This is a genomic window from Flavobacterium micromati, assembly GCF_900129585.1.
Taxonomy (GTDB): domain Bacteria; phylum Bacteroidota; class Bacteroidia; order Flavobacteriales; family Flavobacteriaceae; genus Flavobacterium; species Flavobacterium micromati.
Genome location: NZ_FQWF01000018.1, coordinates 20287 through 42378 on the forward strand (window position 1 = coordinate 20287; position 22092 = coordinate 42378).

Below are 22092 nucleotides of genomic sequence, written 5' to 3' on the forward strand. Positions count from 1 at the left end.
TAATATTGGTTAAAGAATTTATTTTGTCAAACTTATCACATATAATTATCAATTAAGTTATTAAATGTTTAATTTTTAACATTAAATGTTACTTTAATCAGTATAATTTAATTTAGTGGAAAAATCATATTTTGATAACCTCCCAAATCCGGCGGCAGCGTTCTCGCTCTTCCTAAAATATCTAGCGGAATGAGAAATGCCGAATTCCCTTTTGCGAAAGCGGCAGAAGTGTCATCGATGTTCAATTTATTATCTGCAATCTTGAAAAATTTAGGGTCTTTATTTAAAATTATTGCATTGTAATGAACTAGATCTGTGGTAAATTGATAATCTGGATTAGTAGCAAATCTCGCGGATGAGTTGTCGAACTTGATTAAGCAATTGTTGAATTGATAATTAAAAATAGCGCCAGTTTTTCTATTTAAACTCATCTCATTCGAATACGAGCCATAAATAATGCAATTATTAAATGTTGCTCTAGTCAAATCTTTTGACTCAGGAACTGCTCCACTAATAAAATTACTAATGAAGACCGCGACCTGATTAGAACTATTCCAATTATTGTTAAAGGTAGAATGCGTAAATTGATAATTGCCGCCATAAGTACAAGCTAAACTTGCTTGTCCTGCGTTATTAATCACCACATTTTCGCCATTTATTTTTGCGGTCTGCGCCAAAATACCGTAGTTCGATGAATTATAAATTTGTGTGTTTTTGATGGAAACTGTTGTTTGATCGTTGTTTTGAATTAAAATTCCTATCGTAGCATTTTTAATTGTTAAATGATTAAAACTATTATTTGTACTTCCGTCTGTAAGCCAAATAGTTCCCCATTGCCCCGGAACATTTGAAAAGTCGGGCTCTAATCGATCACCTTCAAAAACAACTTCGTTCTCAAGTTTTTCTGTTGTAGATAGCGAACCATTAACTTGTATTGAAGCATTGTTACCGACAATGATTCCAGAATTAGCATGAAAATGAACTTTGGTTCCTGCTTCAAAAGTGGCTATTTTATTCGAAGGAACTGCTGCATAACCATAAATTACGTAGGGCTTTGTATTGGTAAACTGTAATTCATTTCCATTGATAGCATCATTTTCATCAAGAAAAAAACCCTCAATTGTTTCGTTTCCAACTGGTAGAATTTCTTTAGTTCCATCGGCAAAACGCTGCGGAAAGAGAAAAACAGCATCTTGGATTAAAGTAACCAATTCTACAGTTTGAAGATTTTGACCACTGTCAAACTGAATTTGATCGGTGTATAAAAAATCGGTCGCGTTAGCATCAGCTATATTTGCGGTGGTTTCGATAAAAATGTACAAACTGTCCTTGGCCAGTAAATCTACATTATTGAAAATCTTACCATTGTTGCCTTGCATACCGTCAACGGTCATTCGGTACTTAGATGTCAAGCCTCTGGCGAGTTGTATTGTGGGAATAGTGATATCATTCTTGCTTTTATTATAAACTTTTAGGCGGTATGTGCTAGAACCAATATTTGTAAAAACAGTATCTAAATAAATGGTGTCTCGAGAAAATTTTAACGTACCGTTGCTTGCTATTGTTTCAAAATCAGAACGACATGAGCTGATAGAAAGTATTATTCCAATTAATAACAATAGTATTTTGGCGCGCATTTGAATGTTTTTTTTGTAAAAATAACAAAAATCTATTTTGAAATTAGAATAACAAATTTAATTACCAACTTCCCCGGTATCTTTTCTTTAATTTTGCGGACTAAAAGCCATTTATATGACATTCGATAAAGATAAAATTTTACAGTATTGCAATCAAGCTTCCGAAAACACTTTGATGCGCACCCTCAATATTACTTACACTGACGCTGGCGAAGACTTTCTAGTTGCAACTATGCCTGTTAATAGTGCGGTGCATCAACCTATGGGATTGTTGCATGGTGGCGCAACAGTTGCATTAGCGGAAAGCGTAGGAAGCGCGGCGTCGATGATTTTCATAAATTCAGAGGTGAGTGAAGTGAGAGGAATAGAAATTTCAGCTAATCATTTGAAAGCCAAACGTAGCGGAATGGTAACAGCAACTGCAAGAATTATTCATAAAGGAGCAAGCATTCACTTATGGGAAATACGAATTGCAGATGAAAACGATAATTTGATTTCGCTTTGCAAACTAACAAATATGATTTTGCCAAAAAGAAAAAGTGAAGACAAGTAATGGAAACTATTGAAACTAAAGTTAAGAATCATATTCACCGCAATCTTCCCTTTGTGTTGTATAGTAAACCAAATTCCGAGGAGATAGTTGGTTTTTTTCAACATAACGACTCTTTATTTGAAGTAAATGATTTTACTGAAAAGGGATTTGTCATGGCGAGTTTTGATGGTTTAAAAACATATCTAATTCCCGAAAGTGAGTCGGAGGTGGTTCATTTTACTTTAGTTAAAAAAGAAGTTAACCTTTCTCAGAAAGAATTGGCGAACTTAAATTCTGCAGCTCAAAATAATTTTGAACGTTTAGTTGCAAAAGGAATAGCAGCAATCCAAAACAACGAATTTAAGAAGGTTGTTTTATCGCGCACTGAATGTGTTGAGGTGCCTGCTTTTGATATGATGGACACTTTTCAGAAATTAGTGCAACTTTATCCATCAACTTTTGTGTACTGTTTTTTTCATCCAAAGTTAGGTAACTGGTTAGGTGCAACACCAGAACAGCTATTAAAGGTTAAAGAATTGAATTTTGAAACCATTTCATTAGCCGGCACCCAAAAGGATACAGGTTCCACAGAAATTATCTGGGGCGATAAAGAAAGAGAAGAGCAACAATTTGTCACTGATTATCTGGTTTCAAAACTAGAAAATGTAGCTTCGCAAGTTCAATTTACAAAACCATATAGCGTAAAAGCGGGAAGTATTTGGCATATCAAAACGGATGTTTCAGGTGTCTTAAATTTAGATTCAAGTTTAAAAAAAGTAATTCAGTTATTGCATCCAACACCGGCAGTTTGCGGGCTTCCAAAAGAAATAGCTAAATTTTTTATATTAGAAAATGAGAATTACGATAGGAGTTTTTACACTGGTTTTCTAGGAGAATTAAATTGCAATTTTACAAATAGCGTTGTTAGTTCTGACTTATTTGTAAATTTACGCTGTATGCAAATAAAGGATTTGCAAGCACATTTATACATGGGTTGCGGTATTACTAAAGATAGTGATCCTAAAAAAGAGTGGGAGGAAAGCGTCAATAAATCCATGACAATGAAAAAGGTATTGTAAGTTTTCGAAATTTATTTTAAGAGCTAGCAAGAAAATAAAATATAGATATTAAAAACATAAAATATTTAGAATACAAATTACATCAAGTTAGCAATCTAAACTTTATAAAATATCGTTTTTTTATTTGTGAAAATTTGTGCAATCGGTGTTGAAAAATAATATAGTTCAAGAAGCGGATAATTATAAAATAAAGATTAAAATATGAAATTAGATATACTCGCTTTTGGTGCACATCCTGACGATGTTGAATTAGGTTGCGCGGGAACAATTTTAAAAGAAGTTTCATTAGGAAAAAAAGTTGGAATTGTCGATTTGACTCGGGGCGAATTAGGAACTCGAGGTTCAGCTGAAATAAGAGATCAAGAAGCGAATGCTGCCGCAAAAATTTTAGGAGTTGTTGCACGCGAAAATTTAGAAATGCGGGACGGTTTTTTTATCAATGATGAAAAACACCAATTGGAGATTATAAAAATGATCAGGAAATACCAACCAGAAATCGTTTTATGCAACGCAATTGATGATCGTCATATAGATCATGCAAAAGGAAGTAAGCTAGTTTCTGATGCTTGTTTTTTATCGGGACTGATGAAGATAGAAACTCAATTAGATGGAATTCAGCAAAATGCTTGGCGACCAAAAATAGTGTATCATTATATTCAATGGAAAAACATCGCGCCTGATTTTGTAGTTGATATCACGGGTTTTACAGATAAAAAGACAGAATCAATATTAGCGTATAGTTCGCAGTTTTATGATCCAAACTCCACTGAGCCCGAATCGCCAATTAGCAGTAAAAACTTCTTAGAAAGTTTAAATTATCGATCTAGAGATTTTGGTAGGTTAGTAGGTGTGGAACACGCTGAAGGTTTTACAGCAGAAAGATATTTGGCAGTCAATAGCTTAGGGGATTTGATCTAATATTGTGCTATTTTTTTAAAAATATTATTTGCAAAAGTAACTTTATATTGTATCTTTGCCACCGCTAAGCAGTATGGTGGTTGTAGCTCAGTTGGTTAGAGCATCGGTTTGTGGTACCGAGGGTCGCGGGTTCGAGCCCCGTCTTCCACCCAGAAAGTCAAAAGCCTCTCAGAAATGAGAGGCTTTTTTTGTGGAGTGAAGATTCAGTAATAAAAAAAGCCTTAAATTTCTTCAAAGCTTGATTTCAACTCTATTTTTTTTGCACAAGGGATAGCAGTGAAAATCCTTTTTATGCGCAGGAACGGAGCATAAAAAGATTGTAACGAATAGCCCGACCACGCCGCTGTAACGTCTCGACCAATCGGGAGTGACAGCGTGGATGTGCCCAAATATTTAATCTCTATTTTTATCGACAATAGGTCTTTCGGCGCGGTTTGCTAGTTCCCAGGCGGTCACGAACGCAAATTGAGCTCTTTTTTCTAAAGCGTCATACTCAATTTTGTCAGCCGTATCGGTGGGTTTATGGTAATCAGCGTGAACACCATTGAAAAAGAAAACAGAAGGTATTCCGTTTTTTGCGAAATTATAGTGATCAGAGCGCTGGTAAAAACGATTGGGATCTTTTGGATCATTGTATTTATAATCTAAATTTAGTTGTGTGTATTTAGCATTAGCCTCTGTACAAATAGTGTCTAAGTCACTCGATAAACGATTTGCACCTATGACGTATACGTAATTATTACTTTCAGCATGAGCAACATCTCGGCGACCAATCATGTCGATGTTAATATTAGCGATTGTATTAGCTAAAGGAAATAAAGGATTTTCAGAATAGAATCTTGAACCGTATAAACCGTGCTCTTCGCCAGTTACATGTAGAAATAAAATAGAACGTTTTGGTCCGTGGCCTGCTTTCTTGGCGATTTGAAAGGCTTGTGCAATTTCTAGAAGTGCTACCGTTCCAGAACCATCATCATCAGCTCCGTTGTAAATTTCTCCGTCTGACATCCCCACGTGGTCGTAATGAGCCGATATTACTAAGACTTCATCAGGTTTCTCAGATCCTTCTATGTAAGCCCAAATGTTTTCTGAATCAGCTAAGTTCTCGTTGCTTTTTGCGTTAAGATAGTTTGCTGAGATTTTTTGATAAAAATCGGTTGCACCATTTGGAAACGGAATTGTGTTTTTCTTGTATTGATTGATGAGGTAAAGACCTGCTTTTTTCTGACCTTCGGAGCCTGTTTCACGACCCTCCATTTCATCTGACGCCACGATGTAAAGGTGCGTTTTTAATTCATCCGCAGTGATTGTTTTCATGTAATTTATAGGGTCAGCGGTACTCGTACTAATTTTTTGAGAAGTACAGCTGCTTGTTAAAACGATCAACAAACCTAATAAAGGGATTTTTTTCATTATTTTAATGTAGATTGATAAAGGTGTAAATAACATATAATGATAAAAGTAATGCAATTATGATGATGTTTATCATAAAAAGCAGGCTACTTTTGATAAAGGAGATGAATCGTGTTTCACCATAAAAACGATGGTGCGCCGGATAGAAATAATATAGCATCCAGCCAATGCCGACGAAGTTGAGTATTATTTGAACAAAGCTAAGTAAAGCAGACTCTATTAAAGCGTCAATACCTTTGTTGATAAGGAATAACAGCAAAAAAAGCAATAATAAAAAGGAGAAATAATGGAGCGTAAAGATACCATGATCAAAGTAATACCATCTTTTTTTACTGTGAAATAACCACAGAAAAAAAGCAAATAGTGGCATGAAAATAAATAAAACTTTGGGTAAGTTATTGTAAAAGGAATTGATGAATTTCTCAATAATTTCGCTTTGTGTATTGTTTTCTACAACGATTTGTATTTTTCTATTTACCCAATAATTCAAATCGGATAACTTATCAGACGCTGGCGCATTTTTTTGAATGGAGTCCAATTGCGCAACAGAGGTGTAGCCAAAATTTAAGATGTTGTCTTGCTCGTTTAAATCCTTTGCATCCTGCTCTTTTTTTTGCGTATTAGATTGCAAAGATTTGTTTTTTGTGGTTATAGTGGTCTCTTTTTTGCTTGTATTTTTAAATAGATTTGTGTCACTCGGGAAAAGGGCAAGCAGTAAAAATGTAATAAAGCTGATAAAGATATACAGTCGAACTGGTGCCAGATAAGACAATCTTTTTCCAGACAGGTATTCTTTAGTTAAGGCAGCTGGTTTGGATAATAAATTTTTTATCGTTCTCCAAAAAGCGTTTTCATAATGGGTGAGATCCTCGAAAAAATGGATAAAAAGATGCTGAAACGTCTTTCGGGTATCGGAGTTTTCTTGGCCACAATTAGGGCAGAACTTATTTTCGACGACAAACCTACAATTCAGGCAGGTTTTATCGCTTCGGATTTTACTTTTAGACATAAAAAACAGTATAAATTCTAGATGTTTTATTAGATCGTAAAATATAAAACTAACAAAAAAACCGCACTTATCCTGTTTTATGAAAATGTTTTTAAAATATTATTTCAATACCTCTATTAGTAACCCATTCATACGTTCCCAAGAACGCTTATCTGCTTTTGCATTGTATGCAGCTCCTTTAGAATTATCATTTCCAGCTTCTGGTTCTGTAAAAGCATGGACAGCATCAGCATAATAAATCATTTCCCAATCCGCTTTTGTATCGCGCATTTCTTGTTGGAATGCAGTAATTTCAGTTACTGGAACATAAGGATCGTCAGCACCATGTAAGACTAAAATTCTCGCATTAATGGGATTGTTAACTCTAGAAGCATCACGACCTAAACCACCATGAAAGGAAACTGCTCCTTGAATTTTCATTCCTGCTCGAGCGGCTTCTAAGACTCCAGTTCCGCCAAAACAGTAGCCAATTACAACAATATTGTCAGGATTTGCGCCAGCTTTGATTAACTGATCTAATGCAAGTTGGATTCGTCTCTGATAATCAACGACATTGTTTTTGTAAAAACCGGCTTGTTTTCCTGCTTCTTGTGTGTTAGTAGGATAATTTCCTTCTCCATAAATATCAGCGATAAACGCATAATATCCCATTTTAGAAAGCTTATTCGCTGATTCTTTTGAATGATTGTCAATGCCTTTCCAAGCAGGAAGAATGAGTATTCCTGGTTTTGTTTTCGATACTTGTAATGGCGCAATTGTTAAACCATTTAATTTTTGATTTCCATCTGAATATTTCACTTCTTTTAATTGTGCGTTTGCAGCAGCGGAGAATAGTAGAAGACCTAAAAAGAGAATAAGTATATTTTTCATTTTTTTAAATTTGTATAAAGATCTCAAATTTTGTGTTACTACAATTTGGTTCTGATTTTTTTATTTTATTGCTGTATTTTTATTATGTACCGAAAGAAAATAAATTACTATTTGCCGGGATGATACGTTCGTTCGGCATTTTTTTGAACATCTTCTTTGTAAAATAGTACGTCTTTGAATTCCCCTTTTTGGTACATTTCTGCTTGATCAGAGAAATGTTTTGAGGAGGGATCACCACTGTTTCCTCCAGCCAGTAAGGATTTGGCTTTTATTTTGGGTCCAAATTCAACTGCACACACAAAACTATTTCCGTTGAATCCATAACGCTTTTTAGTATCTTTTTGATAACTGCTCTTGTACGCAGGTAAACTTCCCCATAATGCTGGTCCTAAACCAATAGGTAAACTTTCGAGTTTGTCACTGTAAGTTAAATTTATGTCACCCGAAGTTCTTTGAAAACGATTAATATCACCCCACGGAATTTTCCACGTTCCAAATTTTGTTTCTAGTTCCTTGATAACCATTTCTAGTTGTGGAAGTAATTGCTCCTGTTTTGCATTTTTAACAAAATTCTGAGTATTTTCTATTTGATCTAGTTCACCCTCGTTCGTATACACTTTTTGGATTATTGGGTCTAATTTATAAGCCCATTCAATGGCTAATGTGGTGGCAATTGAATTTTCCTTTGCGTAATAATTCCAGTTTTTTAATTCTTTTATTGGTTCAAGTAATTCTTTATAATTTGGATTGTCAGCAGTAGTATTGTTCTCAAAACTAGAAATTAAAGCTGGAATAAGAAATTCAAAAGCAGTTAGTTTTGTATCGTATCCATCAGCAATTACTTTGTCTAAGGTGTAATTAGTTCCTTTAGTTAAAAGCCGAACCGCATTTAATCCTCTAAAACTTTCTCCATCAGGAGCCATATATGGTAAATAATTTTCTTCTTTAGGACTGTTTTCACCAGCGACAGAGTAAGGAGTCGCATTGCAGTTTTGTAGCCAGCCGTTTTTAGGATTGTACGAATGTACCGTTTCTGAAACGTTGTGCAAGCCTTTCCATTGCGTTGCTGCAAGTGTGCCATCCATCACTTTTGACCAATTTAAATTTTTGTCCCGAATTGGGATAAAGTTCCCGTGCCAATATGCAATATTTCCTTCTTTATCCGCGTAAACAGTATTATTTGAGGTGTTTGCTTTCAAGTCCATCGCTTTTTTATAGTCTTCAAATCCCGCTGATTTTGTTCGAATCCAACTCTGCTCTAAGCTTTTCATCGAGCGATTATTAGATTTTAAGCTAATCCATTTCCCATCTCTTTTTGCCATTATTGGGCCGTTATGCGTATAATATGTTTTGAAAATTTTAGGAATTAGTTTGCCGTTTTCTAGATATTTGATTGTGATCATTTTTTCGATTAAGGGTAACAATTTTTTATCGTACTCGTAAAACAATTTGTTGTTTTTAGTACTAATTTTTTCTGAATACATATCGGCTACATCTACATTTGACGAAGTGTGCATCCAGCCACAGTTTTCATTGAAACCTTGATAAATAAAAAATTGTCCCCAAGTTACAGCTCCATAAGCGTTTAATCCTTCTTCACTGTTCACTTGTATTTCTGGACGGAAATAAAAAGTAGTATGTGGATTTATATACAAAATGGCATTTCCAGATGCTGTTTTTGACGGAGCAATTGCAAATCCATTAGAGCCAGTTTGCACGTCCTTTTCACGTTCGATATAGGCTACTTTGTCATTGTTCCCAGAATAGAATGCTTTTAATTCTCCAGTTGTAAGATCAGCTGTACTGATGGCACCAATACTGCCATCTGTCCAAAGCAGCGGAAACCAAGGTTCAAAATGAGTGAGTAAAGCGGGTTTTACCTTGGGATTATTATGCAAATAGAAATTGATACCGTCAGCATAGCTATTGAGTAATTTTTTTAACCAAGGAGCTGCTTTTTTGTAATCCGCTTTTGCTTCTTCTACATCAATCAACAATTTAATTTCTAAATCGTTATACAAAACGGCTTGTCCTTTAATTTCTGAAAGACGTCCCAGCTTTTCAATGTAATTCATTTCTACCCTTTTGAAATCATCTTCGCATTGCGCGTACAGCATCCCAAAAACGGCATCAGCATCTGTTTTACCATATACATGAGCAATTCCCCAATTGTCTCTAATAATAGTAACTTGTTGTGCAAGTTTTTCCAGCCTTGTAATTTCTTTTGGCGTTATTTTTTGGGAAAACATTGGAATACTAAAGCAAAAAGCGAAAATAAGCAATGGTAAATAATTCTTGAAATTCTTCATTTTATTTAATTTTAAATTTTTGACCTTCTATGTAAACTGCGATTTGTAGACTTTTAATGCTGGCTAGATTGTCTATTTTGGATTTTTTTATTCCTTTTGGTTTTTTTAAAACAATTACAGCACTTTCGCCGGTAATTTCGATTTCTTTATTTCGCACAATCAAAGCGGTACTTTCGTCAATTCCAATTCCGATGTGATCTGGAAACTCAACCATTGCCGATAATAATCTATTGTATCGACTTCTTTTGAGAAAATGTTGATCAATAATAACATTTTTTACTAACCCTAAACCTTGATTAGTTTCAAGATTTCCGAATCTAATATTATCGAAAGTATTTTGATATTTAGATTCTAATTTTTGATTACCTGTAATCATGTGCTCGCACATCACTGCAGCTCCAGCACTAGTTCCCGCAATCGTGCTACCGTTTTCATAAGCTGTGTGAATCGAGTTGAATAAGGGAGTATTATTGACTATATTCATAAACCGCGTTTGGTCGCCACCACTTATGAATATTAATTTAGCTTTTTGTAAAGAATCATTTAGTACTTTGCTATTTGCAGTATTCGAGTTGAAATTTAGCATAACAATTGGATTCTTAGTTAGTTTTTCCATTTGATTTTTAAAATAGATGTAAGCACTATCTGGCTCTTCACTAGACATAGGTAAAACTACTATGTAGTCCTTTTTAGTTAAATCAGCAACAGTGATTAATTGCGTCATTAATTTATCTGACCTATTTCCGCCACCTATTATAAAGAGTTTACCATTATTTTTTTGTGCTTGTAGAGAGTTATTGCTAAGTACAGTAAAAACAGCAATTATAAAACAACTAAAGATTTTTTTTGAAAATTTCATTGAAAATAGGATTGAAATAATAAATAGTGTAACTGATAAATATTTTTGTAAATCGAATGTACTTTATTTGACTAAATTATATTATTCGAATAAAGCTAAAAAATATTTCATTTTTAAAATTATCTTGAAATACGAATGTTAAGTACAAAGTAATATAATCTTTCACCGTTGTTTAAAAATTATTTTATTCAATTTTAAGTTCACCATTACTTATGTACTGCTACAAGCTAGTAAACTAAAAATTAAAATAAAAGAGGTAGTAATCATTAGGGTATTTAATTTTGGTTTTTTCAAAGAGGTAAATAGCATAGTTTTCAATTTATAAGGTTACATTTCTTTTAAAGGCACATCCTAACTCAATTATTGAATCGGTTTTTGCAATACCCGCAATAGTATCGATTTTTTCATAAAGTACTTTTCGCATGTGCTCGTGGTCTTTAGCAATGATTTTTATATAGAGAGTAAAAGATCCAGTGATGTAGTAGCATTCTGTTATTTCAGGAATTTTTTTGAGCTCTTCAATAATTCGATTTGAATCCTGATCTTTATTTAAAGTGATTCCAGTGAAAGATCCCCAATCGTAGCCTACTTTTTTTTCATTAATAACGGGTTTAATTCCAGTTAGAATTCCTTGCTCCATTAATCTATTGATCCGCTGATGCACCATTGTATTTGATATTTTCAAATTGGATGCAATAGCTGAATAGGCCATTCTCCCGTCTTTTTCCAGTTCTTTGATGATACTGATATCGAATTCGTCAACTATATCCATGTTTTTTAAATAAATGAAACTTTTGCGTTCTTATAAAGTACTTATTTTTAATTTTTTCTAAAGCTAATTTTTTTGATGTAATAAAAAATAAATTGACTTAAAGTGAATCAAATCTAAGTAAAGTTATTCAATATTTGTCTTTTTTAAAGTCAAAATTATAATTTTTATTGGAAAATTAAAAAAAAGAGGTAGTTTTGTATCTTGTAATTTAAATAAAACAATCATGACACATACAGAACCAATCCTTTCTTTAAAATCCGAAGCTTTAATAGCAAAAGAAGATCAATACGGCGCTCACAATTACCATCCTTTGCCAGTAGTGTTAGAAAGGGGAGAAGGTGTTCATGTTTGGGATGTTGATGGAAAAAAATATTATGATTTTTTATCGGCTTATTCAGCTGTGAATCAAGGTCATTGTCATCCAAAAATTGTAGGTGCAATGATCAAACAAGCGCAAACGCTAACGTTGACTTCGCGTGCTTTTCACAATGATCAACTGGGACCTTTTGAAGAATATGTGACAAAATATTTTGATTTTGACAAAGTATTACCAATGAATACTGGTGCAGAGGCTGTAGAAACAGCTTTAAAACTTTGTAGAAAATGGGCGTATGAGGTAAAAGGAATTCCTGAAAATCAGGCGCAAATCATTGTGTGTGAAAACAATTTTCACGGAAGAACAACAACTATTATTTCGTTTTCAAATGATGAAAGTGCCCGTAAAAGCTTTGGTCCTTTTACTGCTGGATTTATCAAAATACCGTATGATGATGTTAAGGCTTTAGAGGACGTATTGAAATCTTCTAAAAATATCGCAGGATTTTTAGTAGAACCTATTCAAGGAGAAGCAGGTGTTTATGTTCCAGCTGAAGGATATTTATCAAAGGCAAAGGCACTTTGTGAACAACATAATGTTTTATTTATTGCCGATGAAGTGCAAACAGGAATTGCTCGCACAGGTAGATTGTTAGCAACTTGTGGAAACTGTGATTGTAAAAAAGGTTGTGAAAATAAACCAGAAGTAAAGCCGGATATTCTAATATTAGGGAAAGCAATTTCAGGTGGCGTTTATCCAGTTTCGGCAGTATTAGCTGATAATCACATCATGAACGTAATTAAACCAGGTCAACATGGATCTACTTTTGGAGGTAATCCCATTGCAGCCGCTGTTGCAATAGCCGCATTAGAAGTTGTACAAGAAGAGAATTTAGCACAAAATGCAGCTTATTTGGGAGAAATATTGCGAACAGGACTAAACGAGATTGCTTCGAGAAATCCTATTATCACTTTAGTTCGCGGAAAAGGATTATTGAATGCTATTGTGATCAACAGTGATGAGGAATCTGACTTAGCTTGGGAAATTTGTATGAAATTTAGAGATTATGGTCTGTTGGCAAAGCCAACGCACGGTAATAAAATTAGATTTGCACCACCATTAGTAATAACCGAATCACAAATTCACGAATGTTTGGCTATTATCGAAAGAGCTTTAAACGACTTTAAATAGATTATTTTAAATGGAGAAATTTATAAAGCTAATAAAAAATCGATCTGACATAGGTGCTGGAACTCGTGGCTCTGATTTAGGAATAGATGCTATCGAAATTGCTGCAATTAATCAAAACAGTGATTATTTCAATCAATTTGAGTTTGAAGATGTCAAAACACATAATGAATCTATCTACGATAAAAACCGAAGTTCCTCTGCCAAAAGAATTGAGCACGTTGTAGAACAGTGTACTCGAGTGTGTAATGCGGTTAAAAAAAACTTAGAAGGAAATTATTTCCCTATTGTTTTATCTGGAGATCATTCATCAGCATTAGGGACATTAAGTGGTGTGAAAGCAGCATTTCCGGAACAAAATATTGGAGTGTTTTGGATTGATGCTCATGCCGATTTGCACTCGCCTTACACATCTCCTTCCGGAAATATTCACGGAATGCCATTGTCAGCTGCTCTTGGAGATGACAATTTGAGTTGTCAAAATAATGATCTTGCTCCAGAAACGCAACAGCATTGGGAGGATATGAAAAATATTGGTTTTAAAGGAGCGAAGGTTTTAGCTGAAAACTTAATCTATTTTGGTGTTCGGGACACCGAAGAGCAGGAGGACAAGCAAATTGAAAAACTAGAAATAAAAAATTATAAAGTTGACGAAGTGCGTTATCGAGGAATGCAAACTTGTGTTTCTGAGGCCTTGGCGAAAGTAGCACATTGCGAAGTACTTTATATTTCATTTGACGTAGATTCAATGGATTGCGATATGATATCGTATGGAACAGGTACTCCAGTTTCTAAAGGGTTTGATCAATATGAAATCATTGCAATTATCAACCAAATTATAATGTCAAAAAAAGTTGTTTGTATCGAATTTGTTGAGATTAATCCATTGTTAGATACCAAAGGCAATAAAATGGCAGAAACGGCTTTTGAAGTATTAGAATCGATTACAGCAACGTTGATTCTTCCGATAGAATAATTTTTTTAATTAAAATAGAAAAGCCCGAAATCAAATTAAGATTTCGGGCTTTTACGTTTAACACTGTTTTTTAACTACTTTTAATAGGTAGGATTTGGGGTTATTTTTTTATTAGTATTTAATTCTCTTAACGGAATAGGAAATACTAACTTTGGATCAGTGAACAGAAAAGTTCGCGATTGTCCAACAATACTAGTTTTATTTCTTTTTAAATCGTGAATCCAAAATCCTTCGAAAGCTAATTCTAATTGTCTTTCGTTTAAAATTTGCGCTAGCGTTACAGTGATAAAATTGCTTGCACCAGCTCTAGTTCTTATTCTGTTGATATCAGTGGCCGGTGTGGCACCAAGCGTGCTAGTTAATCTTGTATTGGCTTCTGCACGGATTAATAATAATTCAGCAAAACGTATCACAGGTACATCGGCAAATTGATTGGTATATTTTAGCGTTAAAGCGTCTCCTAAATTATTTTCATAGAAGAATTTACTTCGCTGATCATTTGGATCTATAAATCTTGAAAAATAACCACTTCCTATTGCAATATCACCACCGCGACCACCTAAAGTAGTTGATGCGTGTGAATTATTTACTTGATTATCTCCTGTTTGCGAGGTAATCGCAATCGAAAAAACATCTTCGGGTTGTTTAGTGTCATGATTGTAGGCACTTAATAAAGTTGATGATAGAGAATACCCACCAAAAGTTATCGCATCATTAGCCGCGGTTAAAGCTGCGGGATAGTTTTGCTGTTGCAAATAAACACGCGCTAGTAAAGCTTGCGCTGCATACTTATCAGCAAATTCTCCATTGGATACAGGTAAATCGGCATAGGCATCTCGTAAGCTAGAAATGACTTTTATATAAACTTCAGCAACTGTATTACGTTCCGCCGACAAATCAACACCTTGATATTCTAAGATAGCTTTTGGTCTAATAATAACACCTAATTGAGTATTTGGGGTTAAAGCATCAAAAGGAAGCGCAAAAAATCGAACCAAATCAAAATATACTAAACCTTGAATGAATTTTGCTTCTGCAACTGCTATTTTACGATCATTTGCATTGGTAATTAGAGCTGCGTTTTCTATGACAATATTAGTTGCATTAATGACGTCGTAACTTTCTCGATATAAATCTTCTGCGAAACTATTATCGCTAGTCATATTTTTAGCATAAATATCTCCAAAACCAGCAAACGTTCCGTACCATTCTATGTGCGTTGTGCTCGACCTACCAGTAGCACCTAATAAATCTGCCATGATTTGAGTTCTTCCACCATATAATGAGCCGTTTGCTAAGTTGGCGTAAGCACCAACTAAGACTTGTTTTACACCACTCTCCGAAGTTAGCACAGTACTACTATCTAAACTTTGTTTAGGATTAAGTTCTAACTCCGACTCACAACTAATAAATAATGTTGTTAGCAAAGCAAAAAGGAATATTTTTATATTTTTCATCTTTAAATTTATTAAAATGTTAGATTAACGCCCAATGCTACGGTTTTTGCTGGTGGAACAGAGTAAAACTCTTCGCCAATTCTGTCACCTTGATCGGCTCTTGCTTCAGGATCATACCCAATATAATCCGTAAATGTTAATAAATTTACTCCGGTAAGGTAAATTCTCACTCTGCTTAATCCCGATTTTTCAATTGCAGATTTTGGTAAAGAGTATCCTAAAGTTAAGTTTCTTAATCGTACAAAATCTGATTTGTCTAAGTACCTTGTAGAGGCCTGCGTACCATTTCCAGCTAAATAGCGAGCTTGGGGTACGTTAGTAATATCACCAGGTTGTTGCCATCTATTTAACTGATCTATAGTTTGGTTGTCCCAAAAATCTCCATTTGCAGATTGAAATAAACCACCAGAATTGTATATACTTGCTCCCCATTCGCCCTGAAAGGTGAAAGAAAAATCAATTCCTTTATAGTTTATGGTATTTGTAAAACCGCTCATTAATGTGGCAAATGGATTTCCTGAAACTACCCTTCTTGCCTCGCTATAATCATTTGTTGTTGTTTTGTCTAAAGATCCATCAGCTAATTCCGTATTCCTCACAAATAAGGCATCCCCATTTGCAGGATCTACACCGGCATATTCCACTAAATAGAAAGAGTTAATGTTTTCTCCAACTCTTCTGATGGTAAACGTATTTACAATATCCGTCCCATTGTCTGGCAATTCTCGTACCTTAGATTGGTTCGTTGTAACGTTTAAAGAGGCGTTCCACTGGAAGTCTTCCTGATCTATTATTTTACCATTCAATACAAATTCAAAGCCTCTGCTGTTAGACAAACCAGTGTTTTGGGTGATTGTTGATGCTCCTGAGCTAATAGCTAAAGGTACATCAAATAATAATCCATCAGTATCTTTGTTATAATAATCAATTTCTCCAGAGATTCTATTATTTAACAAACCAAATTCTATACCTAAATCAAATTGTGTCGACTTTTCCCAACTTAAATTATCATTTCCTGGTTGAGAGGGTAATAATCCAGATTTTAAATTATAGGAAGCTCCGGCAAATAAAGAACGAGAACTGAAGTTTCCAATTTCTGCGTTTCCTGTTTGACCATAAGAAGCTCTTAATTTTAGATTAGAAAGTGTGCTATTGTCTTTCAAGAAAGCTTCTTCAGAAATAACCCAACCAGCTGAAACTGCTGGAAAAATTCCATATTGGTTATTTTGCCCAAATCTTGATGAACCATCTCTACGAATAGAAGCTTTAAAAAGATATTTGTTAGCATAGCTATAACTCAATCTGCTAAATAATGAATCAAAAGCATAATCTGTCTCATTTCCTGATCCTGCGTTGACTTCAGCACCACTATCTATGGTTTGCAATGCATCACTAGGAAAAAAAATGGAAGTTACACTTTGAAAACGACTAGCAAAACTGGTGAATTCTTGACCTGCAACTATATTTAAATTGTGATCACTAAACGATTTATCAAATGTAAAATAATTTGAAATTACATAGGATTCATTGTTTACGGATGAAGCAAATACCTCTCCATTTGTTGCAATAAACGGATAATTAGCGCCAAACCAGCGATCTTCAGTTTGAGCGTATAAGTCATAAGAAATGTCAGAGTTAAATTTTAAAGGTTCTATAATTTTAAACTCGCCAAAAAACTTACCAGTTAATCTTCTAATTAAAGTTTGATTAGTTCCATTGTCTTGCGCTGCTAAAAAGTTTACATATTGCGTGGCTGTATTTGCTGTTCCATCATCATTCCTTGCTGGAGATAGCGGTGATTGTGCAATAGCCTGCATAGGAGTTGTAAATGAATTGTCGTTCGTATTTCGCAATATTGAAGTCCTTGAAAAAGCCATATTCATACCTGCTGTAAAACGATCAGAAATTTTTGTGGTTATATTATTTCTAAAATTGAAACGTTCTAATTCATTGAATGATAAAATCCCTACATTTTTTGTATATGCCCCAGAAAAGTAGTATTGTGTTTTATCAGTTCCGCCAGAAGCAGAGAAATCAGCATCTGTAACGTAACCCGTTCTCAAAGCCTGTTTAGTCCAATCAGTATCAACCTCGCCATTTCTCCAGTCTTTACCTGCTGCCAATTGATCAAATTTGCGTCCTGGACCTGTTGGGTCGCTAAAACCTTCATTCAAACGTGCTTCTGTAAATAATTCAACGTATTGTGCACTATTTAAAAATTCTCTTGTATTAGTGGCTTCACTCACACCTTGTGAAAAATTAGCTGAAAAAGTTGTTTTTCCTACTTTTCCTTTTTTAGTTGTGATGATTACAACTCCATTAGCGCCTCTGGCACCGTAAATAGCTGCTGATGAAGCATCTTTTAAAACGTCAATTGATTCAATTTCGTTAGGACTTAATGTCAATAATGGATTTAGTGGAGCACCATTTGTTGATTCATCTTGATTAATTAAAATCATGCCGTCTAGTACATACAAGGGTTGAGTTCCCGCAGAAATACTAGCCTGTCCGCGGACACGAATATTCATACCGCCTTCTACTTTACCGTTGGTTTGTGTAATTTGTACTCCCGCAAGTTTACCAACTAACGCATTTTGAATGTTAGAAACTGGAATATTCTCAATATCTTTTGCAGTAACTCTAGAAACAGCATCTGTTGATCTCTTTTTTAGCTGTGTTCCGTATCCCATTACTAAAACTGTTTCTAGTTGGCTTGCGTCATCATTTAGTTTTACCACCATTGAATCTGAGGCAGTGATTTCAATAGTTTTCAATCCTAAAAAACTGATGACTAAAGTCTGTCCCTTCTTAGCTTTGATCACAAACTCACCATCAAAATTACTTTGCGCACTAATTGTTGTTCCTTTTATTATTACGTTCGCCCCTGGAACTGGAAGTCCAGCCATGTCGGTAACTTTACCGCTTATTGAACTTTCTTGAGCACTGATCAATTGCACCGCTAGTGCAAAAATCAAACTCAATAATAATTTACATTTAATTTTCATATTTTAATTTTTTGTGATTAGTTTAACCAAAGATCTAAAAAATATGTTAAATATAAATATTTTGAAAGGTTTTTTATGAAAAAAAAGTTTTCACCTTGGTTATTTTGTGAAATAGTGATTTATTTTTGCAAAAATTATTTTATAATTATATAATTGATAATCCTAATTTCTTGTCATAACTTTCAATATCACTTAGTGCTAATTGCCTAGAGAATAAATAATCATTTTTTTCTTTTCAGAGTTTTACATAGCGCAATCAGTCCAATTATTGTATAATTATTGTAATAAATATTTATTTTGTAATGTGATAATTGCTGTATTATCTAGTAGCAAAAAAAAAATTTAAAAGTGCAATAAATAAAGAGGTCGATGGTACACTTATGATAAATCTGGGTCAAGACGGTATGACAAAATATTTTTTTCTAATCCAAAAAGAAACATTCACTAAAATGATCAATGCTGGAACTTCGACCAAAGGTCCAATAACTGCTGCAAACGCTTGCCCGCTATTAATTCCAAAAACACCTATAGAAACAGCAATTGCTAGTTCAAAATTATTACCAGAAGCAGTAAAGGAAAGCGCCACAGCATCTCGATAGTTAGCTCCAATCTTTTTTGAAACAAAAAACATTAGGAAGAACATAATAGTGAAGAAAATTATCAGTGGAATTGCAATTCGAAATACGTCAAGAGGTAAACCAACAATCATATCTCCTTTTAAACTGAACATAATTACAATTGTAAAAAGTAAAGCAATCAACGTAATGGGCGATACAAAGGGAATAAATTTTTGATTGAACCATTTTGCACCAATGAATCTCCTGATCGAATACCGACTTATGATCGCTAATGCAAATGGAATTCCTAAATAAATTCCAACTGTTGCAGCAATATCCGTAATAGAAATATTCAACTCTAAACCTTTTATCCCAAATAATGGCAACATGATTTCCAAATAAAAATAGGCATATAAACTAAAAAAGAAAACTTGAAGCAAGCTATTCAATCCTATTAAACCTGCTGTTAATTCCCTATTTCCTTCGGCTAGTTCGTTCCATACAATTACCATAGCGATGCAAGGCGCAATTCCTATTATAATGAGACCAGTCATATATTCCGGATAATCTTTTAGAAAGAATGTTGCTAACAAAAACATTAAAAAAGGACCTACAATCCACGTAATTAAGAAAGAGGCAGTTAGTAATTTTGGTTTTTCAAGCATTAAAGGAATTTTTGAAAAATCAATTTTTGTTAAAGGTGGATACATCATTAAAATCAATCCAATTGCTAAAGGAATATTTGTAGTTCCGCTTGAGAAGGAATTGATAAAACCGCTGCTTGACGGTATAAAGTATCCGATAGAGACGCCAATTGACATAGCCAAGAAAATCCAAAGTGTAAGATACTGATCGAGAAAATTTAATCTTTTTTTATGTAATGCCATTTTATGATTTTATTTGGGAGAACACGTAGCACATTTCAGTTGCAATCTGCAAACTGCGTTCCTTATATTGGTCCTGCTGTTGAGGTGTATGATCAAAAACTTTAGGATCTTGATAAGTGACAATAATTCTTTTTTCAGCACCCGCTATAAAAGGGCATCCTCCATCAGCCTGCGAACAAGTTAAAACTGCTGCAAATTCACTTTTTGGATTAAAATCATCATCGTAAGTTTTAGAAAAACCAATAATAGGAAGCTCATTTTCAGAATAGTTTATCGCATAAATAGGATTGTTTCCTACACATATAGTTTTAATTTGAAATCCTATTTGCATTAAAGTTGTTGCAACCGCAGGGAATAATGCCGTAGATTCAGTTCCACCTGAATAACAAGTAACGTTTTTAATGTTATAATAGTAAGCCGCAGTTTGCGCCCAAATTTGGGAAAGGTGACTTCTTCTAGAATTATGAGTACAAATAAAATTCAGCCTTATTTGTTGATCGTTAGTAGTTTTATTTTGGATAAAATCAACTATTGGTTGTAAAGTGGTTTTACGTTCTAAAGATATATTTTCCACATCGAGTGATCGGATTGTGTTTTCAATCTTCGAAAATAGTTTTGTTTTAAATGACATCATTTAATTTGTATAAATTTAGCAACATCCTCCGCCTGGAGTACAACTAATGGTTTGATTTGAAATTTCAGATAATTTTACTTTTTGTTTACTTGCGGTAATGCCACATTCATCTTCAGCCAAACATGCAGTTTATTGTTGATTAAGGTAAATGCTGAGCCATTAAAACCCAAGTCATATTTGCCAATCGTTTCTCCTTGAAATTCTACTTCAACATTATAATTTTCAATCCCCAGTATTTTTTCAGATAATGCAATAATATCTAGTAGTTTTTTGGGTTTAAGACGGTGATCAAAATCATTGGCATCCCACAACTGGAAATTAACAACGGTTTCTTTACGTACTTTTCCGCCGCAATCGATGAAGTTTTTGGTTATTAAACCTACTTCGGTTACGTGAAAATGTTCTGGCACAAAAGTTCCATTTGGTAATATAAAAGCAACGTTTTCTAACGTTCTCAATTCTTTTTTAACTTGTGATAAGTTCATTTTGTTTTTGTTTAAAAATTAACAACATTGATTATTTTGATTTTCAAAATATAAGTTTAAGTGTTCGGTAAACGCTTTAATCTTGCTAAATCCAGCTTCGTCAAGGCAATAACATATTGTATTTCCTTCAACAGTGCCTTTTATCAAACCGGCATTTTTTAATTCCTTTAAGTGCTGCGAAATAGTAGGTTGTGATAACGGTAACTTGTTAACAATATCGCCGCATACGCAACTTTTTACTTTAATTAAATATTGAATGATTGCTATACGCGCTGGATGTCCTATTGCCTTGGCTAATATTGCCAATTCATTTTGCTCGACTGTAAAATTTTCTGATTTGGTAACTCCCATATTATTTATTTGTATATTGCAATATTACGATATAAATAATTATATAGTTCAACCTTTATTATTTTTTTTACTTGACTATCCAAAATAGCAGACAAAAATTGAATAGATCATCGAAAATAATTATCTTAATTTTAAGGCTGCGAGTTTTTCGAAGGTCGTTTTCAGTTATTAATATTTTTAGAACGTTCCTTAATAAGAGTGGTTACTAAACGAGACAAGACCTTTAGTTTTGCTTTGCGTCGCCTAAAGCGGTTTGATGCAATTAATCTAACTCTAACATTACGTGCAATTTTTGAATTTTAAAATCTAATTCAGTTAGGATTATTTCTCAATTTTCATTTAACTTTTCCCCACCATACCCCACGGTTTCAACCGTGGGATTGCAAACGCGATGATTAAAGTTTAAATCCTCCGCAGCCTCTTCGCGTTATCCGTTTCAATCTCTCGCTTATTTGCCTTTTTTTCTATCCTTATAAAAGGAGCTTCTTTTAGTCGCTCTTTTATAAGCGAGAAAAAATGGGCAACTACGCTCGAGGATTTCCACTACTACCACGGCTAGGGCAGTGGAGTTAAAAACAAAACTTGGTTTTCAAAAAAAAACAAATGGCAACACACACAACACCAACGCATTAAAAAAAACATTTAAAATAATCAAATAAAAAGCTTGTAGAAGCCAATAAACGCTCTACTTTTGCACCCGCAACAACGCAGACGTTCTTACTACATTATTGAAAAGCGAAACAAAATTAGGTTGAAAGATTTAAAAAAAGATTTGCCAGATATAAAAGAAGTAATTACCTTTGCCACCCGCTTTGCTGGGGCAAGTTCTTAGACAAAT

General features: G+C 34.1%; 17 protein-coding genes, 1 tRNA gene and 1 pseudogene. 6 read left to right on the plus strand and 13 right to left on the minus strand.

Translation table 11 applies throughout. The annotated features are described in order from the left end of the window. Positions 1-107: 107 nt before the first annotated feature. Positions 108-1637 carry a hypothetical protein gene (locus BUB42_RS15330; RefSeq protein WP_073021951.1) on the minus strand — a complete coding sequence of 510 codons (1530 nt, stop codon included), beginning with the start codon at positions 1635-1637 and terminating at the stop codon, positions 108-110. Between the two features lie 115 nt (positions 1638-1752). Here BUB42_RS15330 and BUB42_RS15335 point away from each other — a divergent pair, with 115 nt between their 5' ends. The 4 genes from BUB42_RS15335 to BUB42_RS15350 all read left to right on the plus strand — a co-directional run bounded on the left by BUB42_RS15335 (position 1753) and on the right by BUB42_RS15350 (position 4317). Then, positions 1753-2190, plus strand: coding sequence for a PaaI family thioesterase (locus BUB42_RS15335; RefSeq protein ID WP_073021952.1), 438 nt, complete (start codon positions 1753-1755; stop codon positions 2188-2190). Then, the gene (locus tag BUB42_RS15340; protein WP_073021954.1) at positions 2190-3248 is read left to right on the plus strand and encodes a chorismate-binding protein; all 1059 of its coding nucleotides are present in this window, start codon (positions 2190-2192) and stop codon (positions 3246-3248) included. The genes BUB42_RS15335 and BUB42_RS15340 overlap by 1 nt, the downstream gene beginning before the upstream one ends. Before the next feature lie 201 nt (positions 3249-3449). Further along, positions 3450-4166, plus strand: coding sequence for a bacillithiol biosynthesis deacetylase BshB1 (gene bshB1, locus BUB42_RS15345; protein ID WP_073021956.1), 717 nt, complete (start codon positions 3450-3452; stop codon positions 4164-4166). 75 nt (positions 4167-4241) lie between these two features. Then, a tRNA-His gene (locus BUB42_RS15350) sits at positions 4242-4317 on the plus strand. 242 nt (positions 4318-4559) lie between these two features. Here BUB42_RS15350 and BUB42_RS15355 read toward each other — a convergent pair. The 6 genes from BUB42_RS15355 to BUB42_RS15380 form a co-directional block, all read right to left on the minus strand. Continuing rightward, positions 4560-5579, minus strand: coding sequence for a M28 family metallopeptidase (locus BUB42_RS15355; RefSeq protein WP_073021980.1), 1020 nt, complete (start codon positions 5577-5579; stop codon positions 4560-4562). Positions 5580-5583: 4 nt separating this feature from the next. Further along, positions 5584-6588: a DUF3667 domain-containing protein gene (locus tag BUB42_RS15360; protein WP_073021958.1), complete on the minus strand. Its 1005-nt coding sequence runs from the start codon at positions 6586-6588 to the stop codon at positions 5584-5586. A gap of 99 nt (positions 6589-6687) precedes the next feature. Beyond that, positions 6688-7458, minus strand: a complete 771-nt coding sequence (locus tag BUB42_RS15365) for a dienelactone hydrolase family protein (protein ID WP_073021960.1) — start codon at positions 7456-7458, stop codon at positions 6688-6690. Positions 7459-7565: 107 nt separating this feature from the next. After that, complete coding sequence (locus tag BUB42_RS15370; RefSeq protein WP_073021961.1) at positions 7566-9767, minus strand: penicillin acylase family protein; 2202 nt, start codon at positions 9765-9767, stop codon at positions 7566-7568. Position 9768: 1 nt separating this feature from the next. Continuing rightward, positions 9769-10626: a cyanophycinase gene (locus BUB42_RS15375; RefSeq protein ID WP_073021964.1), complete on the minus strand. Its 858-nt coding sequence runs from the start codon at positions 10624-10626 to the stop codon at positions 9769-9771. A gap of 319 nt (positions 10627-10945) precedes the next feature. Then, entirely contained in the window at positions 10946-11398 is a 453-nt protein-coding gene (locus BUB42_RS15380) for an Lrp/AsnC family transcriptional regulator (protein ID WP_073021967.1), read from the minus strand. A 223-nt stretch (positions 11399-11621) separates the two neighbouring features. Here BUB42_RS15380 and rocD point away from each other — a divergent pair, with 223 nt between their 5' ends. Beyond that, on the plus strand, positions 11622-12905 hold the full coding sequence (gene rocD, locus BUB42_RS15385; RefSeq protein ID WP_073021970.1) for an ornithine--oxo-acid transaminase: 1284 nt from the start codon (positions 11622-11624) through the stop codon (positions 12903-12905). 10 nt (positions 12906-12915) lie between these two features. Next, positions 12916-13878 (plus strand): arginase, encoded by a 963-nt coding sequence (locus BUB42_RS15390; protein WP_073021971.1) that lies wholly within the window; start codon positions 12916-12918, stop codon positions 13876-13878. Positions 13879-13958: 80 nt separating this feature from the next. On the opposite strand, the gene BUB42_RS15395 is transcribed toward BUB42_RS15390, so the two are convergent. From BUB42_RS15395 to BUB42_RS15420, 6 genes and pseudogenes are all read right to left on the minus strand, one after another. Beyond that, complete coding sequence (locus tag BUB42_RS15395; protein ID WP_073021972.1) at positions 13959-15335, minus strand: RagB/SusD family nutrient uptake outer membrane protein; 1377 nt, start codon at positions 15333-15335, stop codon at positions 13959-13961. Between the two features lie 11 nt (positions 15336-15346). Beyond that, positions 15347-18340: a SusC/RagA family TonB-linked outer membrane protein gene (locus BUB42_RS15400; protein ID WP_073021973.1), complete on the minus strand. Its 2994-nt coding sequence runs from the start codon at positions 18338-18340 to the stop codon at positions 15347-15349. Between the two features lie 394 nt (positions 18341-18734). Then, complete coding sequence (gene arsB, locus BUB42_RS15405; RefSeq protein WP_073021974.1) at positions 18735-19784, minus strand: ACR3 family arsenite efflux transporter; 1050 nt, start codon at positions 19782-19784, stop codon at positions 18735-18737. Between the two features lies 1 nt (position 19785). Further along, a complete protein-coding gene (locus BUB42_RS15410) occupies positions 19786-20418 on the minus strand; it encodes a low molecular weight phosphatase family protein (RefSeq protein ID WP_073021976.1) in 633 nt (210 codons plus the stop codon). Positions 20419-20496: 78 nt separating this feature from the next. Then, positions 20497-20903, minus strand: a pseudogene (locus BUB42_RS15415) (DUF6428 family protein); the annotation flags it as partial. Between the two features lie 18 nt (positions 20904-20921). Next, entirely contained in the window at positions 20922-21254 is a 333-nt protein-coding gene (locus BUB42_RS15420) for an ArsR/SmtB family transcription factor (RefSeq protein WP_073021977.1), read from the minus strand. Between the last annotated feature and the right edge of the window lie 838 nt (positions 21255-22092).

Bases quoted from the DNA above. Each gene is read 5' to 3' on its own strand.
- BUB42_RS15330 (WP_073021951.1), bottom strand. From the start codon at position 1,637: ATGCGCGCCAAAATACTATTGTTATTAATTGGAATAATACTTTCTATC.
- BUB42_RS15335 (WP_073021952.1), top strand. From the start codon at position 1,753: ATGACATTCGATAAAGATAAAATTTTACAGTATTGCAATCAAGCTTCC.
- BUB42_RS15340 (WP_073021954.1), top strand. From the start codon at position 2,190: ATGGAAACTATTGAAACTAAAGTTAAGAATCATATTCACCGCAATCTT.
- bshB1 (WP_073021956.1), top strand. From the start codon at position 3,450: ATGAAATTAGATATACTCGCTTTTGGTGCACATCCTGACGATGTTGAA.
- BUB42_RS15355 (WP_073021980.1), bottom strand. From the start codon at position 5,579: ATGAAAAAAATCCCTTTATTAGGTTTGTTGATCGTTTTAACAAGCAGC.
- BUB42_RS15360 (WP_073021958.1), bottom strand. From the start codon at position 6,588: ATGTCTAAAAGTAAAATCCGAAGCGATAAAACCTGCCTGAATTGTAGG.
- BUB42_RS15365 (WP_073021960.1), bottom strand. From the start codon at position 7,458: ATGAAAAATATACTTATTCTCTTTTTAGGTCTTCTACTATTCTCCGCT.
- BUB42_RS15370 (WP_073021961.1), bottom strand. From the start codon at position 9,767: ATGAAGAATTTCAAGAATTATTTACCATTGCTTATTTTCGCTTTTTGC.
- BUB42_RS15375 (WP_073021964.1), bottom strand. From the start codon at position 10,626: ATGAAATTTTCAAAAAAAATCTTTAGTTGTTTTATAATTGCTGTTTTT.
- BUB42_RS15380 (WP_073021967.1), bottom strand. From the start codon at position 11,398: ATGGATATAGTTGACGAATTCGATATCAGTATCATCAAAGAACTGGAA.
- rocD (WP_073021970.1), top strand. From the start codon at position 11,622: ATGACACATACAGAACCAATCCTTTCTTTAAAATCCGAAGCTTTAATA.
- BUB42_RS15390 (WP_073021971.1), top strand. From the start codon at position 12,916: ATGGAGAAATTTATAAAGCTAATAAAAAATCGATCTGACATAGGTGCT.
- BUB42_RS15395 (WP_073021972.1), bottom strand. From the start codon at position 15,335: ATGAAAAATATAAAAATATTCCTTTTTGCTTTGCTAACAACATTATTT.
- BUB42_RS15400 (WP_073021973.1), bottom strand. From the start codon at position 18,340: ATGAAAATTAAATGTAAATTATTATTGAGTTTGATTTTTGCACTAGCG.
- arsB (WP_073021974.1), bottom strand. From the start codon at position 19,784: ATGGCATTACATAAAAAAAGATTAAATTTTCTCGATCAGTATCTTACA.
- BUB42_RS15410 (WP_073021976.1), bottom strand. From the start codon at position 20,418: ATGATGTCATTTAAAACAAAACTATTTTCGAAGATTGAAAACACAATC.
- BUB42_RS15420 (WP_073021977.1), bottom strand. From the start codon at position 21,254: ATGGGAGTTACCAAATCAGAAAATTTTACAGTCGAGCAAAATGAATTG.